We start from the raw sequence: 17,251 nt of genomic DNA, 5'->3' as shown, positions 1-17,251 counted from the left end.
GGGAAACAAATCTGGAAGGAAAAATTCATCGGCTGAATTTGACCTGACAGTCACGCCATCGAAATCGGTAACTGTCAGATTAAGTCCCGACTACTACAAATAAGGTGGGCTGAGCTCTCTGCTAGTTCACTCCTCCTGCTCTTTCTTCTCCGGCTCTTCGATCTGCAGGTGGCTGATATCGGGCAGCACTGGCGGCACCACGATCTCATTGAACTCATCCAGGTTGCCCTGCTGGGCTGGCGCAAGGCTCAGCTCATGGGTGTCGATCTCGACTGGCGGTGCGGCTTCGGTCTCATCGATGATGCTGCCCACCGCACCGAGTTGCAGGTGACTGGTATCGGGGGGCGGTGCCGCTTCGCCCTGCAGCGCGAACGCCTCCAGGCTGCCGCTGTTGGCTGGCGCCAGGGTCATGCCGGATTCGCTCTCTGCAGCCTGTTGCTTTGTGGCGGTTGCAGTGGGCGCCGGAGTGCGGTGCGGTGTGGCTGGCGGCGCCTCGCCGGCCGGTTTCTGTGCTGGCTGGATATCGACCAGCGCGCCGGCTTCACGAAACGCGACCCGGTATTTGACCGCGGTATCCATGTCGACCCCCCGCTTGACGGGGATCGGCTTGCCGGTAAACAGGCGGTCGAGCTTTTCGCCCTCGAGCTTGAAGATCTTGCCGATGTGGCGTTTCACCCGAGCCGGGTCCTGGCCGCTGATCATCTGGCCGGAGAAGAAAATGTCGTAGGTATCGAAGCTCATGGTATCTGATCCTCCCTGCGGGGATTGCCATGTCCTTTTCCATGCATATAGCACAGATGTTTTTATAGAGCTTGAAAGAGGTTTTGGTGGAGTGTACCTGAGCCAGCCTACCTCGCAAGCGCAAAAGCATTGATGATTATCATCAGCTGGCCTGGTTCACACTTGTAGTATCCTCCCCCCTCACACAACAACCCGGAAGAGAGAGCAGTATGATTCAACTCAGGAGATTAGTGACTATTGGTAGCCTGTTAGTGATGGGGGGCGCAGCTATCCCGACCCAAGCCGCCACCCTGGATGGCAAACAGGTGCCGCTAAATCAGCTGAGCGCTGAGAGCTGCAAGGATTGCCACAAGGCGATCTACAAGCAGTGGAAGGGCTCGATGCACGCTAACAGCACCGCATTAAAAGACCCGATTCACGGCGCTATCTACCGAAAACTGATCGGCGACCCGAGCCAGCCGGGGCAGACCGATAAGCAGGGCAACTTTCCGGTCTGTCTCAACTGCCATGCACCCAACGCGGCCCGTGACACGAGCACCAAACTGGATGCCATGCCGGCCTACAACGAGGGGGTGAGCTGCGTCTCCTGCCACAGCTTTGTGCATAACAAAGGGGCTGGGTTTGTCGATGGCAAGCCGGTGCTGGGGCTGAAGGCCTATGAAGTGTCGGACCAGCTGCAGGGGCCGATGGGCTTTGTGCATGAGCAGGGGGCTGCTGCGGATGCCCTGCGCAAGGCGCTGGATGATGAGGGTGAACTGAACCCCCATTTGGGGCGTGATAATCAGGGAAGGGCCTACCTGCCGGCGAAAGAGGTTGCGGAGCTCGATCTGCCGCTGCAAGGCAATACTAGTCTGCAGACCTCCAATGCGTGTCTGGGGTGCCACGACAAGATGCAGAATGTGCATGGCGTGCCGCTCTGCGCCACCGGTGATGAGTATGACAAGAGCGCGACCCAGGAGAGCTGCCAGTCGTGCCACATGGCCTCGGTCAAGGGGGTGGCGGATCACAGCATGGGGGGGGGGCACAGCGTCGGTGTGCTGAAGCGCGCGGTGAAGTTGGATCTGCAGGTAGAGCCAGAGGCGGGTCAGCTTGCAGTGAAGGTCCAGCTGCATAACAAGAGCGCTCACAACGTGCCTACTGGTGCACCGTTTCGCAATATGTACCTGAAGCTGAGTGCATTTGATGTCAACGGCAAGCTGCTGTGGCAGAACTTTCAGAAACATCCGATGAAGGAGGACCCGCAGGCCTTTTTCGTTTACGCACTGGCGGATAAGGAGGGCAAACCAGCGATGCCACCGATGGCCACTCAGGTGGTGAAGAACACCCGCCTGCAGCCCTATGAACGGCGGGCCCTGGAGTATCGGATTGCGGCTGATAACGTAAAAAGCGTGCGCGCCGAGCTCTACTTCAACCTGCTCTCACCGGGCATGGTGAAGAAGATGAAGGCGCTGCCGGATGCGCTGAAGGCGCCGAAGCGTATCGGTTGGAGTGAAGTCCAGCTCTAAGAGAGGGGCCAAGCCGGGGTTGGTTTTGACTCCGGCTTGGCCGATAGGATGGACCGTTATTTCACGAAGATGGCTGGCTAAAATGCCAGATCAGTGAAGTGGGGTGCTGAAGAAATCAAAGAAAATCCACATGATGATGGATGATGCAAGCAAGGTAAGCAGCATCGCCGGTGTGCCTTTGCGAAACCAAAGCCCAGGGGTGATGCGCAGGCTGTCATCCCCCGTCTCTTTCGCAAGACGTTCAGAAATGGTCACGATAAAGACATTGGCGGTGGAGCCCAGATGGGTGCCATTACCGCCCATGCCGACGCCAACGGCCAGAGACCACCACAGGGGCGCAACATTGATGCCCTGCGATTCCATGCCGAGAAGGATCGGAATCATGGCGGCGGTAAACGGGATGTTATCGATCATTGCAGAAAGGATGGCCGCAGCCCACATCAGCATAATGGATGCCAGCAACAGGTCCGACTCAACAAATGGACGGATAAACTGCCCCAGATACTCAAGAAAGTGGCTGTTTTCTACGCCACCCACCAGCACGAACAGGGAGGCAAAGAACATCAACAGACTCATCTCCACATCCTGAAGCGAGCTATCCATATCGACCTTTCTGCCAATGAACAACAGGACGGTCAGACCTAAAACAGCTACCACCCAGGGTTCCCAATGCAGCGCGTGGTGGACGATAAATAGGACAACCATTATCGCAAGTACGCCCAAGGCGGCGTACCAGGTCTGAGGGTCTGCCAGTTCTTCCAGCTTGGAAAAGTCAGGCCGGGTGGTTTCTGCTTTGAGTTCTTTCGCAAACAGCCATTTCTGCGCCACCAAAATGGTCAGCCAGGCCACAAGAACTAGCCCGCCCATGTGAATAAAAAAAGTATTGAAGTCGATATGGGCGGCTGAGCCGATCATCAGGTTAGGTGGGTCGCCGACTAGTGTGGCAACACCGCCAGTGTCTGACAGCAGCGCGGCTGCCAGCAGATAGGGCACCGGACTCACCTTGAGCGCTTGGCTGATCAGTATGATCAGCGGGCCGAAGATGACCACCGTAGTGACATTGTCCAGCAACAGGGAGATGACGGTAACCGCTGTTCCCAGCAACGCCAGTAAGAGAAACTGACGCCCCTTGCTGATATCAGCAATACGATAGGCGAGTGCTTGGAAGCCACCCGTTGGGATCATGATCGACACGATGGTCATCATTGCCCCAAGCAAAAACACCACATTCCAGTCAATTGCGTGCAGTGCCTTTTCAGGGTCATAGAAGCCAAGCCATTGACCTGCCAAAACCATTAATGCAGCACCGCCCATGGCAAACTTGGTGCGGTGAAAGCCGTGCACGCCCTCGGTGAAGATGCCGACAAAAGTTGCGGCGAGTATGGCCCCTGAAATAGCCATCTGGTTATTCCAGGTCAGGGCCTCCGTGAGAATATGAGATTCCATTATCAAGCTGCCTTAGAAAACAAGGTTCATCATTACCATCATCACCACCAGAAACAGCACCGTCATGATGCCGCCGGCCTTCATGAAATCGGGCACCCGGTAGCCACCCGGACCCATAATCAAGGCGTTGACCTGGTGGGTGGGGATGAGGAAGGAGTTTGAGGTAGCGATCGCCACGGTCAAGGCAAATACCGCGGGGTTGGCACCGGCGCCGATGGCGATGTTGACCGCCAGCGGCACCAGCAGCACGGTGGCGCCGACGTTGGACATCACCAGGGTGAAGAAGGTGGCGAGTGCCGCCACCGAGCCCTGGATCACCCAGATCGGCATGTCGCCTACCACTGAGAGCACCTGATCGGCGATCCACTTGGCGGTGCCGGAGGTCTCCACCGCCAGGCCTAGGGGGATCAGTGAAGCGAGCAGGAATACGGTCTTCCAGCTCACTGCCTCATAGGCCTCCTCGATCTTCAGCACGCCGGAGAGCACCATCCCCATGGCGCCAGTGAGCAGGGCCACCGAGAGGCGGATGTCGGTGAACAGCACCATGAACAGGGCGATGCCGAAGAAGATGCCGGCTGCCCCGACCTTGTTCGGACGTAGCTCCTCATGCGGGAATTCGGTGGTCACCACCACAAAGTTGCGGTCTTTTTCGATGCGCGCCAGGACATCCCAGGGAGTGTGTACTACCAGGGTGTCGCCAGCCTGAAAGGGCGTGTTGCGGATGTCTTCGCCCTCGCGCATCGTCTTACCGTTGCGGTGCAGAGCAATCATGGCCAGGCCGTAGGTTTTGCGCAGCCAGATGTCGCGGGCGCTCTTGCCGACCAGGTTGGAGCCTGGCGGGATGACTACCTCAGCGATACCGGCCTTGGTGGTGGCCAGCGACTCGGCGAAGGTGCGCAGCTCGCTGCGCTGCTTCAGGCCATACTTCTCGGCAAAGTGGGCCAGGGCCTGTGGATCGGCCACTACGCCCAGCACCATGCCGGCGACAAATTCGGTGTCGCGGGCCAGGGTGCCGGCGCCGATGCGGCTCTCCTCGCCGGAGCGTTTGCTGGCGATGACGCGCACCCGATAGGCGGTCTCTACATCATCCAGTTTGTGGCCGATCAGACTGCTGTTATCCGTCACCACCACTTCGGAGAGGGCGAAGTCCACGCCATAGATCTCCTGGAAATACTGCATTGGATCGGAGCCGCTGGTGCTGCTCTCGCTATCGCTCTTGGTTGTAGGCAGAACGAATCGGCCGGCCAGGACAAAGTAAAGGATGCCGGTGGCCACCAGCACCAGGCCGACAGGGGTCACCGAGAACAGGCCCCAAGTCTCCATCTGCTGCTCCGCGGGCAGAGCCTGGTTAGAGGTGAGAATCAGGTCGTTGAGCAGGATCAGTGGGCTGGAACCGACCATGGTCACGGTGCCGCCGAGGATTGCGCAGAAGCCCATTGGCATCAGCAGGCGTGACATTGGCAGGCCGGAGCGGGCCGAGATGCGCGCTACCACTGGCAGGAACAGCGCTGCGGCGCCGACATTCTGCATGAACGAGGAGATGATGCCGACGGTGGCGGAGATGATCGGGATGATGCGCGTCTCGGTGGTGCCGCCGACCTTTAGGATGAAGGCTGCCACCTTGCTCATGATGCCGGTTTTGTCGAGACCGGCACCGATGATCATCACCGCGATGATCGAGATCACTGCGTTGGAGGAGAAGCCGTCGAACAGATGCTTGGTATCCACCAGTCCCTGATCCAGTCCCATGTAGGGCGCCAGCAAACTGGTTAGTCCGAGCAGCACCATCACGGTGATTGCTGCCACATCGACGCCTACCACCTCGAAGGCGAACAGGTAGATGGTCAGCATCAGGATCGCGCCGACCCAGGCGATCTCGACGCTCGGTACCGCCCAGGCGAGTAGCAGAGCGCCGGCCAGGAAGATGGCGGCGGCTATGATCTGTTTTAGCGACAGAATGCCGGGGGCGGCAATCGTCTGTTCTTCATCTGCAAGTTTGTTCATCTCTCTCCTCTTGGTATGGAGCAAATAGTGTTGTTGTCTGGATTATCTGCCCGGCACCGGTCGGCCGGGTCGATGGTGAAATTTAGGCGGCGGAGCGCTGATAGCTCACTTCCGGTCTGCGGTCTTCGATCAGTACCAGCGGCACCGGGATCTGCCCGCCGTGATGCGGGATCACCTCTTCAGCCAGTACTCGGACGCTGGTGTCGTCAGGTATTCCCACCAGGAACAGCAGTGAAGGGTGATTGCAGATATATTCGAGGATTCCGGTGGTGACGTCGGAACCGAGCGGGAGGGTGCGGCAGATAACGCCGGCTTGGCGCAGCTGCTCTTCCAGCTCGTTGATGCGGCTCTGTTCGATCTCTCCATGCAGCAGCAGATCGATCTGCGCTCCTTGCTGCATGCAGGTGTCGATTGCATAGTCGAGCGGCGCGCCAGCGCCACGGCCATCGCTGATCAGGGCAACACGCTTTGGCTGAGCGCTGCTCGTCACCACCACCGGACGCTCTGCTTGTCGGGGACTGGCGTCACTACCGCCTAGCGCTGAGAGCTTTTCGCGCATCGGCAGGTAGTCACCGGCGTGCTGCAGCGCCAGGGCGGAAAGAATACGCTTCAGTTCGGTGTTAAGTCGCTTCATGGTTGTCTCCCGTGTAAGTCAGTTGTTGCTTGTAAAGCAATAGCCATGCCAGTTTTTTTGTCGGCAAGTGGTTGTTTCTTTGATGCATTTTCTGACTGCTGCGGGGCTTACTGTTGCTTGTTGCAACACTTGTTTTGGTGGTTCCGTGAATATGTGGGAAATGCAGGGGATTCAGGAAGTTGATAGAGTTGTTGCAATATGTAACGCGGGGTTGTGTTTTGTGACAGCGGTTGGACAAAGATGAGCAGTCTGCAGGGCAAGATCAGTGGCGCCTACATCGCCCTGGTGATGAGTACAGTGGTGCTCGCTATCATTGCCTTCTGCGATCTGCTGTTTCTGCAGCGGCAGGTGACAGAGGGTGAGACAGTCACGGCGCTCAACGATGCGATTCTTGAGATGCGCCGTGAGGAGAAGAATCTGTTCCTCTATGCCGGTGAACGGGCGCTGGCCGATACCGACCGTCAGGCGCTGCGTGCGCAGCAGATCCTGCAGCGTGAGGGGGCTGCGTTGCGTGAGAGCATTGGCCAGGATGAGCAGGCGCAGATGCGCCAGGCGTTACAGGTCTATCGTGAGCATCTGCGCCAGTGGCAGTCGGTAGCGGCTGAGCGGCGGGATGCGCTACATCAGGATCTGCGTCGCCTCGGCCATCAGCTCTATCTGGTGGTCGAGTCTGCTTCCACGCGCGAGCGGCACCTGCTGATGGCGGTGATTCAGGAGTCGCAATGGTTTCTTTTCATCTCTCTGGTGTTGATCGGCCTGTCGATATTTATTGTCGGACGCAAGCTCAGGCGTGCCGTGGTCAACCCGCTTCGGCAGCTGGAGTCGGGGTTGGCATTGATCGCTGAGGGGCGTTTCGACCGGCTCGCCCCCCCCTCCGGCGACCGCGAGTTCATTGCTTTCACTGAGGCATTCAACCGCATGCTCAAAGAGTTGGAGGTCCGCCGCCGACGTCTGCTGCAGTCGGAGAAGCTCGCCTCCCTGGGGGTTCTCTCCGCCGGTATCGCCCATGAGTTGAACAACCCGCTCTCCAATATCTCCTCCTCCTGCCAGCTGCTGATGGAGGAGTTGGAGGAGGCGGAGCCTGCACAGCTTCAGGGATGGTTGCGCCAGATCGACAGTGAAACCGAGCGCGGTCGAAAAATTGTGCGCAGCCTGCTCGACTTTGGTGATCAGCGGCTGTTCCGCAAGCAGCGGCTGAAGCTGCTCGATCTGATCGAGGAGACTCGCATCATCATCGACAACATGCTGCGTCAGCATCGCGCCCATCTCAGCGTCAATGTTCCCGCCGAGCTCACCCTGGAGGCCGACAAACAGCGCCTGCAGCAGCTCTTCATTAATCTGATCCAGAATGCCTTGCATGCCACCGGAGAGGGGGGCCGACTGCGCATCAGCGCAGTGCTCTGCGAGCGTGGTGTGGCGATGATCCCGGTGGAGGCGGAGGTGGCCGGCAACCTAAAGTGCATCACCAATGAACAGGGGCGCTTTGTCGAGATCCTGGTGGCTGATGATGGTCCTGGGATACCGGCCGAGCACATTGGGCGGGTCCTCGACCCCTTCTTTACCACCGGCGAGCCAGGGCAGGGTGTCGGCCTTGGATTGTTCATCGTGCAGGAGATTGTACGTGAGCACGATGGCTGTCTTGCCATCACCTCCCGTGAGGGGGAAGGGACACAGGTGATCCTGCTGCTGCCGGGGGAGGTATCGGCCGATGAGTGAGGCGGCGCGTATCCTGATCGTCGATGATGAGGAGGCGGCGGTGGAGAATTTGGCCCATGTCTGTCGTAAGGCGGGACACGAGGTGACCACACGTACCAGCAGCAGTGCCGCGTTTGAGCTGCTGGAGAGCCACGAGTTTGATCTGGTGCTGAGCGACCTGCGTATGGAACGGGTCGATGGCATGGCTATCCTGCGGCGAGTCAAAGAGTTACAGCCGGAAACGGCGGTGGTGTTGATTACTGGTTATGCCACGCTCGATTCGGCGGTGGCAGCGATGAAGGCGGGGGCCTTCCACTACATTGCCAAGCCATTTCGCCTGGACGAGGTGCGCGAGGTGGTGCGTACTGCCCTGGAGGTGGTGCGGCTGAAACGTGAGAACCGCCAGCTCAAGAGGCAGTTAAACCAAGAGCAGGTTGGTCCCACCATTATTACCCAGGATGCCGGTATGCTGCGCCTGCTGGATACTGCCCGGCAGGTTGCTGCCACCGATACCACGGTGCTAATCGGGGGGGAGAGTGGTACCGGTAAGGAGTTGCTGGCGCGCTATATCCATGGCCACAGTGGGCGGCGTGAAGGCTGTTTTCAGGCGCTCAACTGCGGTGCTTTGCAGGAGGAGCTGCTGGCCAATGAGCTGTTCGGTCACGAAAAGGGTGCCTATACCGGGGCCAGTGAGGCGCGTCCGGGACTGATTGAGAGTGCCCAGGGCGGTACCTTGTTTCTCGATGAGATCGCCGAGATGTCATCGGCGATGCAGATCAAACTGCTGCGGGTGATCCAGGAACGGGAGCTGGTACGGCTGGGGGCGAGCCACCCGATTGCGGTGGACATCCGGCTGATCGCTGCCAGTCACCGGGATCTGCGAGCTGAGGTTGCCGCCGGACGGTTTCGCCAGGATCTCTACTACCGGCTCGACGTAGTTGGCCTGCAGTTGCCGCCGCTGGCGCAGCGCCGTGACGATATCCCGCTACTGGCCTTCTACTTTCTACGCAAATATGTAGCGCGCATGGGGCGCCATGTGGAAGAGATCGAACCGGCGGCGATGGCTGCGTTGCAGGCCTACGACTATCCGGGCAACATCCGTGAACTGGAGAACATCATCGAGCGCGGTGTGGCGTTGGCACACGGCAGTGAACTAACCAACGCTAGCCTGCCGCCGAGCCTCACCGAGCGGACGCTGCAGGTGGTGCGGGAAGAGGCCGGGCGTCTACCCACTCTGGCGGAGCGCGAGACCGACTACATTCGTTATGTGCTGGAACGTAGCGGTGGAAACCGTACCCGTGCGGCACAGATCCTCGGTATCGACCGGGTCTCGCTGTGGCGCAAGCTGAAGAAGTACGGCATGGATGAGGGCTGATACACTCTTTCGCCGTCGCGGCTGCGCCCCATCACTGCTGGAGTGATGGGGGGCGATCAGGCGTTGCCCTTGTTTTGCATACCGATGCCGTGGGTTTTGGCGAAGTCGAGCATGCGCTGGATCGGTTTCACCGCCCGCTCCCGTACGGCCGGATCGATCTCAATGGCGTTCTCACCACTGCGCAACACCTGCGCCAGATTCTGCAGTGAGTTCATCCCCATCCAGGGACAGTGGGCGCAACTGACGCAGGTAGCGCCCTCGCCGGCGGTGGGGGCCTCGATCAGTACCTTGTCCGGCGCCATCTGCTGCATCTTGTAGAAGATGCCGCCGTCGGTAGCGACGATGAACTCCCTGTTCTTCATCTCTTTGACCGCCTTGATCAGCGCGGTAGTAGAGCCGATTATATCGGCTTGATCGACGATGTTCTGCGGTGACTCCGGGTGTACCAGTACCGCTGCATTGGGGTGCAGGCGACGGGTTCGTTCCAGCGCCACCGATTTGAACTCCTCGTGGACCACGCAGGAGCCGGGCCAGAAGATCATCTCCGCACCGCTGATATGCTGCACATAGTGGCCCAGGTGGCGGTCTGGCGCCCACAGAATCTTTTCGCCACGCTCGGCCAGGTGCTGCACGATGGGCAGGGCGATGCCGGAGGTGACCACCCAGTCGGAGCGCGCCTTTACCTCGACACTGGTGTTGGCATAGACCACTACGGTGTGGTCAGGGTACTGGTCGCAGAAAGCGCTGAACTGATCCGCTGGACAGCCCTCGTCGAGGGAGCAGGTGGCCGCCAGGTCGGGCATGATGACCTGCTTTTCCGGGTTGAGGATCTTCGAGGTCTCGCCCATGAATCGCACTCCGCAGACCACCAGGGTTTCGGCCTCCTGCTCGGCGCCGAAGCGGGCCATCTCCAGGGAGTCGGCGACACAGCCGCCAGTCTCCTCGGCCAGCGCCTGCAGATCGGCGTCGGTGTAGTAGTGGGCGACTAATACCGCGTTGCGCTGTTTCAAAAGCGTCTTGATCTCTGTCTTGAGTGCCTCTTTCTCCGCAGCCGATAGCGCGGGCCACTGGGGATGGTCGGGGACCTTGATGGTGGGCAGGTCGACAGTGATGGATGGGGCGTTGGCGCTCATGTCAGGTCTCGGTGTTGGGTTCATTTGATGATCTCTACCCGCTTCGGGTTTTTTACCCGATAGACGCGGGCGGGGCGATGGTTGCCGGTGCGATGTTGCTCGCCGGTCTCCTCGATCTGGCCGAGGGCGAGCATGCGCTTGCGGAAGTTGCGTTTGTCCAGTCGGGTGCCGAGCAGGATCTCGTAGACCGATTGCAGCTGACTCAGGGTGAACTGCGCCTCCATGAACTGAAAGGCAATGGTGGAGTAGTCGAGCTTGGCGATCAGCCGCTGCTGGGCCAGGGCGATGATCTCTGCATGGTCGAAGGCCAGCGCTGGCAGGGTGTTGAGCGGGAACCAGTCGGTCGCTTTGGCATCGCTGGCGGCCTTGGGTGTGAGCCGGTCGGAGGGGGTCAGGGCATAGTAAGTGACGCTGATCACCCGTTCGCGCGGGTCCCGATCGGGCCTGCCGAAGGTGTAGAGCTGCTCCAGATAGATGCCACTGATGCCGGTCTCCTCCTCCAGTTCCCGCTTGGCGCAGTGCTCAAGATCTTCGTTGATCTCAAGAAAGCCGCCGGGCAGCGCCCACATGCCACTGTAGGGCGCATTGGCACGCTGGATCAGCAGTAGCTGCAGTTCCCCTTCGCGGATAGTGAACAGCACCACGTCGGTGGTGACTGCCGGGTGGGGGTGGCGGTAAGTGTAGGGTGCGTTCTGGTACATGGGTCGGAGTGGTCGGTGTCTAGTGTGGCGCTATTTAGTGTGAAGTGTACACCAAGATAGTGTCATCAATACACCTGTCGGGGTTGGGTATGAACTGGAGGGGTAAATAAGCGAATGTGGACGGGGTGCGGGTTAAAGGAACGGTTTGCTAGGCCGATCTTTATGGATGTCAAGATGAGTAGGGGAGTCTGGATGTCTGCACAGCTGATGGCGAAAGAGAGGGTGTTGCGGGTCAAGCATCTGCCGCCACTGTCGGCAACGGCGTCGCAGTTGCTGGAGCTGTTGCCGCGGGAGGATGTGGAGCTCAAGGAGCTGGCTGAGGTGATCGGGCAGGATCCGGGGTTGACCGGGCGTCTGCTGGGGCTCGCCAACTCGGCCTATTTTGCACTACCCAGCCCGGTGCTGACGGTGGAGGCGGCGATCATTCGGGTGCTTGGGCTGAAGATGGTGAAGAGCCTGGCGTTCAGTATCGTGCTGGCCGGCGCCTTCGATACCCATCAGTGTCCGGCTTTTCTGCTCGATCGTTACTGGTACAAATCACTGGCCACCGCTTTTTTAGCGCGTCGCCTGAGTGAGCTGGATAGCGGTGATGAGGTGACAGACCCGGATCGGGCCTACCTCTGTGGCCTGCTGTTGGATCTGGGGCAGTTGCTGCTGGCGTATGAGTTTCCACACGTCTATTCGCAGGTATTGAGTGAGGTGGAGCGGCGGCCGGAGCTCGATTCTGCACAGCTGGAGCGGCAGTCGTTGGGGATTACGGCACAGGATGCCGGCGTTTGGCTGGCGGACCGCTGGCACCTTCCAGCGGAGGTGGTGGCGGTTCTCGCCGGCTGTTCTGGTGTTAAGGAGGGGATGCGCGTACCAGCAGAGACTCCCCTGGTGATGGCGGCTGAGGCCTTGGTGCTGATCTCAATGCGTGGTGAATCCTTTGCCAAGTTGGGCGACGGCCGGCCGTCTGGTTTGCCGGCAACAGAGCAACTGCAGCGGATGGATGAAGAGTTTGTGCAACAGCAGGATGCGATTCAAGCGCTAGCGGGTCTGCTGGTGAGTTAGGGTGCCTTTGAATGAAGCTGGGTGAGCAGAATTGTGAGGCTGAATTTTCCGCTGCAAGGCGGAAATTGCAGGTAATAGCCGGACTATTGCCAAGATTTTCAACGCAGCAGCGGGAAATTTGGACCGCAAGGCTGCCATCCATGATTCGTTCAGGGGCTCCTTAGAGGTAGTGTGGTGGATTTCTCCTTCAGTCAGGTATCAATGGATCTTCGCGAGCGGTTCTTCAACCTGCTCGATTCGCTATCGGCATTGCGTGCCCTATCGCGGATCGACATGGCGCGGCTGACCGAAGAGGAGCTGGTCGAGCAGGCGCTTGAACAGCTGGTGCGTTACCAGAACCTGGAAAGTTGCTCGGTGTTTTTCCTGGAACAGGGCGAGCTGCGCTGTGTTGCGGGAACCAGCATGTCGGAAATCCATACCAGGAGGGCCGGGATCCAGATGCATGCCAGTCGCGGCTCGTCACAGATGCGTTTCGGGCTGGGGGAGGGGATCATCGGCATCGCCGCCCAGACCGGGGACCTGCAATATTGCAATGATTGTCAGCAGAGCTCTGCCTACAAACCCTTTCCCGATGAAGAGATAGGGCGGCCGGGGTCACTGGTCTGTGTGCCGATCAAGATGGGAGACCGGACTCTCGGTGTGCTCAACGCCTCCCATCCGATGAACGACCATTTTGAGCCCTGGCAGCAACACACCATCAGCCTCTTCTGCAGCATGCTGGGACAGATGTTGCACAACCATCGGCTGCTGCATGACCTGGAGTATGTCGTGGATCAGCGCACCGTGGAGTTGCGTGCGGCGCTGCGGGAGGCGGAGCAGCTGAGACAGCGCTATGAGCGGCTCGCTGCCATCGATGAGCTGACTGGCCTGCACAATCGGCGCTTCTTTTTCGATGAGGCGGGTAGGATGCTGGCCCAGGTGCTGCGCCACGATTTCGCCTGCAGTCTGCTGCTGCTCGATGTGGACTACTTCAAGCGGGTCAATGAAGAGTGGGGTTTTGCGGTGGGGGATCGCCTGCTCTGCTGTATCGCGGAGATCCTCAAGGCAGAGGCGCGCGGCGGTGATCTGGTGGCGCGGATTGGGGGAGAGGAGTTTGTGGTGCTGATGCCAGATTCCCAGTTGGAGGGTGCGCATCTGCTGGCGCAGCGGATCCAGGAGCGTTTTGCGCTGATTGATCTTGGCGTGGAGATTGGCCGGCCCAACCTCAGCCTGAGTGTAGGAGTATCGATGTTGGACCGGCAGAAGAGCCGGCTGCGCTCACCGGCTGAATTGGTGGAACAGCTCTACACAGAGGCAAATCAGGCGCTCTACCAGTGTAAAAGCGAAGGTTGCAACTACAAGGCCTACTCTCTGTAACGCTCAGCAGGCGTAATCAGTTACTTGTTTCTCCGGCCGCGGCAGTGTCGGTTTGGAAGCACTGCCGCGGCTATTTTCTCTATGCGTTCTGCTCCTGAGCGGTCGCTATTTCCTCTGCTGGAGCAGTATCAGTGGAATCCTCCGGTGCTGCAGAATGGTGTGCGGTCTTCAGGCTGTTGCCCGACGGATTGGTGAAGCGGTCGTTGAGGGTCTGCACATAGTTGTCAGTCGACTTGATCACCTCGGTCAGGCGGGCACGTGTGCGACGTCCCCAGCCTGCGGGAGCGCGCATGAGCATACTGCGCCAGGGTTTGGTGCTGCGCAGGAAGCTGCCGAGCGGGTTGCACAGCAGGCCGGCCGCTTCGCTCTGTTTGTGCAGGCTGGCAATCAGGCTCTTCGCTGCCAGTGAGCGGACACTGAAGTGGATCGCGCCGAACACCAGCAGCAGCGGGATCAGTAGCAGCCATGGGTTGAAGATCGGGTTGCCTGCCGCGTCGAGCAGCCAGGGCGGGGTGAAGCTGAAACCGTTCCAGTAATTGGCCTTGATGCTGAAGAAGAGCAGCAGTGCGAGCAGGCCTCCGATCAGCACGCCATCCCCCCAGAAGACTCGTTTGCGCCACCTCTTCAGGGTCTTGGCGACCAGCGGAATGCTGCGCTCCTCGATGTCGCGCGCGGTCTTTTCGAGGGCGCCGACGATGCGGTAGGCGCGCTCGATCTCGACCTCCTCCATGCGGCCGTGGATGTCTTTCAGGTCCTGGTCGCGTTTCTGCTCGTAACGTTCTCGCAGGGCAGTATCTTCGATCGGTACCGCCGCATCTGGACTGTAGATGGTGTAGAAGCGTCCTGCGGTGAGTCCGCGCTCACCCAGGGCACGTTGCCAGGCAGCGATTACGTCTTCCGGGTTGTTCTCGCGGGCAGTGGTGTCGATCTGGTTGAGAATGTAGAGGAACTTGCCGGAGTCGGGGCGGCTGATAGTATCGTCGATCAGGTGGTCGAGGGTGTCGCGCATGGCGCCCGGTTCCGGGTGACGCGCATCGAAGAAGACCAACACCAGATCCGACAGGCCGATGATATGGTCGGTGATGCGCAGGGTGGCGGTGCGTTGCGCATCGGCGTCAAAGCCGGGAGAGTCGATGACGATTTTGCCGCGCAGCTTGTCGCTGGGGCAGGTCTTGAGCTGTAGGTAGGCGTCGATGCGAGCGCCCTCGCCGGTGGCCACCTTCTCGATCTCATCGGACATCTGATAGAAGGGGAAGCGCGGGTCGGAGTCGAGCGCGACACCGGGCAGGGCGTGGCCGGTCTCCTCTCGGCTATAGCAGATCACGGTGAATTTGTCGTCCACCGCCTGGTTGCCGGAGCGCTGGATCTTGTGGCCGATGTAGTGGTTGATGAAGGTCGATTTGCCCGCCGAAAAGGTGCCAAGAATCGAGATCAGCGGCCACCAGGGGATCTGCATGGAATAGGAGTTGTCGCCTGCGAGCAGGCCGAGTTTAAAGCCGATCTCGTCCAGGGTGCGGAAACTTTTGACCGTCTCCAGCAGGACGGGATTCTCCTGTTCAAGGTGGGTTTCCAGGTGTTGCAGGCGCGATTCGATAATCTTTCCGGCGGGGTGCATAGGGTGCTTTCTCCTCAACAAGGCCGATGATGTCGGGTGGTTGTTCAACGTTCCCTTAAAATTAGCGATTTCCACATACTAGCGCGAGCCAGATTTAGGTTACAGGGATAATTTGTCTCTGTGGATTGCATGCCAAGTTACAAGTCAAAGGGCGCGCGCGAAAAAAGTCGTATTTGTGCAGATGCTTAAATAGCCGTTATATCGGGGTGTCGAGCTGTCTGTTTTGTTGCATTGGCAATCGGCATCGGGGATACTTTCACGCCAAAATCACTCCAGTTCCTCTACTGTTTGCTGGAAAGCGTCTTGGATTTTGTGGAGATGGTATGGCTGATCTTTTTTCCGATGCATGGATGAAGGGTTTCATGGAGCACTGGAATGCCGAGCCAGAACTCTCCGACGCACTGGCCCAAATCGGTTTCAATAGTGTCATCGGCTATGGTTTTGTTGGCGATGCCCAGCCGCGTGGTGTGTTGGTTGTGGATAATGGCAAGGCGACCTCTGCTGGGGAGTATGAGGGAGAGGCACTCAACTGGGATATCCGGGCTTCGGAAGCACAGTGGAAAAAGTGGTTGGCAAAGCCACCGGGCATGATGGGATTGGGCGTTGCTTTTACCTCTCGTAAGATGCGTTTTGAAGTGGGTGATTACGCCTCGATGCTCAAGGACCCACGCATGGCTGGTCCCTTCATCAAGAGTTTTTCGGTAATGGGGCGTGTCTGATAGCCTCTCCTCCGGCGGATCGCTGGCTCACTGCTGAGCCGAGGATTTGGCAGATTTCTCATAAAGATTCGGATATTTATACTCATCTAGGTTGCGCAGGATTATGGGTGACAGAATAAAAACGTTGGTTATTACTCTTAGCATGGCCTTGGCGGCGGCATCGGCAAGCACGCAGGCTCAGGAGTATGACGCCAGCAGCGGTGATCGCTTCGTGGTGCAGCAAGCGCAGGGCGTAACCCAGGTTTCTTTGGGCGGCACGGTGGTGCCCTATAAAGAGGTGACTCTGTCGGCGCAACTGCCTGGTCGGGTCAAATACCTGGCCGGTATCGAGGGCGATGCCTTCAAGTCGGATGATCTGCTGGTCGAACTGGATGACAGTGAGCTTTCGGCGAAGCGCCAGGCGGCACTGGCGCAATTGGCCAACGCCGATGCTCAGCTGCGTAATGCCGGGGTGCAATACTCCCGAGAACTCTGGTCGCCGAAGTCAAAAAATTCTCCTGGTGGCATGGGGGTGCCGAATCTGTTTGATCAGATGTTCACCCGTCAGATGGAGGATGTGATTGGCGAGCGTGATCGTGATGCAGAGCGCGGCGCCGATCTCTATGCCTCGCAGACCCGTATCCAGCAGGCGCAGAACACCATCCTGCGGGTCCAGTCAGAGATCCGGGCGATCGATGCCAAGCTGCGTGATGCCAAGAGTGTTGCGCCATTTGCTGGCGTTATCATGAAGAAGTTTATCGAGGTGGGTGACACGGTGCAGCCGGGCCAGCCGCTCCTCAAGTACGCGGATGTGGAGTACCTGCAGATCGTTGTGGAGGTGCCCGGACGGCTGCGTCCCGGTCTCAGCGAAGGAATGATGCTGCGTGCCGAGCTGGATGTCGGCTCCCAGGAGATCCCGGTGAGGGTGGCGCAGATCTTCCCCATGGCCGACGCCCAGCGCCACACAGTCACCATCAAGTTTGACCTGCCGCAAGGGGTCTCGGCACCCGGCATGTACGCCAAGGTGCAGGTGCCGGACTTCAACGCGCCGACCCGCAGTAATCCGGTTATCCCCTCCAGCGCCATCCGCTACAACGGTAGCCTGCCCGGGGTCTACGTCATCGGCGAGGATGACAAGCCGATGTTGCGCCTGATCCGTGTCGGTGAGGAGCTGCCTGGTGGTTATACCATGGTACTTTCCGGTCTGCGGGCGGGCGAGCAGGTGCTGCGTAACCCCGGTGTCGGTGTTAGTGCCGGCTGGACCCAGCCACAGCGCTAGTTAGCAGCTATTCAAA

At 59.1% G+C, this 17,251-nt stretch carries 14 protein-coding genes; 7 read left to right on the top strand and 7 right to left on the bottom strand.

Annotated elements, in window-relative coordinates; translation table 11 throughout:
* Positions 1–126: 126 nt before the first annotated feature.
* A complete protein-coding gene (locus tag Ga0074115_RS07800; protein WP_057955671.1) occupies positions 127–741 on the bottom strand; it encodes a hypothetical protein in 615 nt (204 codons plus the stop codon).
* Positions 742–971: 230 nt separating this feature from the next.
* On the opposite strand from Ga0074115_RS07800, the gene Ga0074115_RS07795 reads away from it, so the two are divergent.
* The gene (locus tag Ga0074115_RS07795; RefSeq protein ID WP_232432972.1) at positions 972–2,246 is read left to right on the top strand and encodes a cytochrome c family protein; all 1,275 of its coding nucleotides are present in this window, start codon (positions 972–974) and stop codon (positions 2,244–2,246) included.
* A gap of 90 nt (positions 2,247–2,336) precedes the next feature.
* Here Ga0074115_RS07795 and Ga0074115_RS07790 read toward each other — a convergent pair whose 3' ends face one another.
* The 3 genes from Ga0074115_RS07790 to Ga0074115_RS07780 form a co-directional block, all read right to left on the bottom strand.
* On the bottom strand, positions 2,337–3,692 hold the full coding sequence (locus Ga0074115_RS07790) for an ArsB/NhaD family transporter (protein ID WP_057955670.1): 1,356 nt from the start codon (positions 3,690–3,692) through the stop codon (positions 2,337–2,339).
* 12 nt (positions 3,693–3,704) lie between these two features.
* Complete coding sequence (locus tag Ga0074115_RS07785) at positions 3,705–5,696, bottom strand: SLC13 family permease (RefSeq protein WP_060528388.1); 1,992 nt, start codon at positions 5,694–5,696, stop codon at positions 3,705–3,707.
* A gap of 82 nt (positions 5,697–5,778) precedes the next feature.
* Positions 5,779–6,330 (bottom strand): hypothetical protein, encoded by a 552-nt coding sequence (locus tag Ga0074115_RS07780; protein WP_057955669.1) that lies wholly within the window; start codon positions 6,328–6,330, stop codon positions 5,779–5,781.
* 240 nt (positions 6,331–6,570) lie between these two features.
* On the opposite strand from Ga0074115_RS07780, the gene Ga0074115_RS07775 reads away from it, so the two are divergent.
* Positions 6,571–8,046, top strand: coding sequence for a sensor histidine kinase (locus tag Ga0074115_RS07775; protein WP_057955668.1), 1,476 nt, complete (start codon positions 6,571–6,573; stop codon positions 8,044–8,046).
* The gene (locus Ga0074115_RS07770; RefSeq protein ID WP_057955667.1) at positions 8,039–9,400 is read left to right on the top strand and encodes a sigma-54-dependent transcriptional regulator; all 1,362 of its coding nucleotides are present in this window, start codon (positions 8,039–8,041) and stop codon (positions 9,398–9,400) included. The genes Ga0074115_RS07775 and Ga0074115_RS07770 overlap by 8 nt, the downstream gene beginning before the upstream one ends.
* A 56-nt stretch (positions 9,401–9,456) precedes the next feature.
* Here Ga0074115_RS07770 and nadA read toward each other — a convergent pair whose 3' ends face one another.
* Both nadA and Ga0074115_RS07760 read right to left on the bottom strand, forming a co-directional pair.
* Entirely contained in the window at positions 9,457–10,533 is a 1,077-nt protein-coding gene (nadA, locus tag Ga0074115_RS07765) for a quinolinate synthase NadA (protein ID WP_408642709.1), read from the bottom strand.
* Positions 10,534–10,553: 20 nt separating this feature from the next.
* Positions 10,554–11,234, bottom strand: a complete 681-nt coding sequence (locus Ga0074115_RS07760) for an NUDIX hydrolase (RefSeq protein WP_057955665.1) — start codon at positions 11,232–11,234, stop codon at positions 10,554–10,556.
* A 192-nt stretch (positions 11,235–11,426) separates the two neighbouring features.
* Here Ga0074115_RS07760 and Ga0074115_RS07755 point away from each other — a divergent pair, with 192 nt between their 5' ends.
* The gene (locus tag Ga0074115_RS07755; RefSeq protein ID WP_232432971.1) at positions 11,427–12,287 is read left to right on the top strand and encodes an HDOD domain-containing protein; all 861 of its coding nucleotides are present in this window, start codon (positions 11,427–11,429) and stop codon (positions 12,285–12,287) included.
* 201 nt (positions 12,288–12,488) lie between these two features.
* Entirely contained in the window at positions 12,489–13,643 is a 1,155-nt protein-coding gene (locus Ga0074115_RS07750; RefSeq protein WP_057955663.1) for a GGDEF domain-containing protein, read from the top strand.
* 79 nt (positions 13,644–13,722) lie between these two features.
* Here the strand turns inward: Ga0074115_RS07750 and Ga0074115_RS07745 are convergent, their stop codons facing one another.
* Positions 13,723–15,258, bottom strand: a complete 1,536-nt coding sequence (locus Ga0074115_RS07745; RefSeq protein ID WP_060528387.1) for a dynamin family protein — start codon at positions 15,256–15,258, stop codon at positions 13,723–13,725.
* A 323-nt stretch (positions 15,259–15,581) separates the two neighbouring features.
* Between Ga0074115_RS07745 and Ga0074115_RS07740 the strand changes: the two genes are divergently transcribed.
* Together Ga0074115_RS07740 and Ga0074115_RS07735 are read left to right on the top strand one after the other, a co-directional pair.
* Positions 15,582–15,977 carry a hypothetical protein gene (locus tag Ga0074115_RS07740; protein ID WP_006473640.1) on the top strand — a complete coding sequence of 132 codons (396 nt, stop codon included), beginning with the start codon at positions 15,582–15,584 and terminating at the stop codon, positions 15,975–15,977.
* A 142-nt stretch (positions 15,978–16,119) separates the two neighbouring features.
* A complete protein-coding gene (locus Ga0074115_RS07735; protein WP_006473641.1) occupies positions 16,120–17,235 on the top strand; it encodes an efflux RND transporter periplasmic adaptor subunit in 1,116 nt (371 codons plus the stop codon).
* Positions 17,236–17,251 lie beyond the last annotated feature (16 nt).

The organism is endosymbiont of Ridgeia piscesae, assembly GCF_001443665.1.
GTDB lineage: Bacteria > Pseudomonadota > Gammaproteobacteria > Chromatiales > Chromatiaceae > Endoriftia > Endoriftia persephonae.
This window is presented reverse-complemented; position numbering and strand designations above follow the sequence as displayed.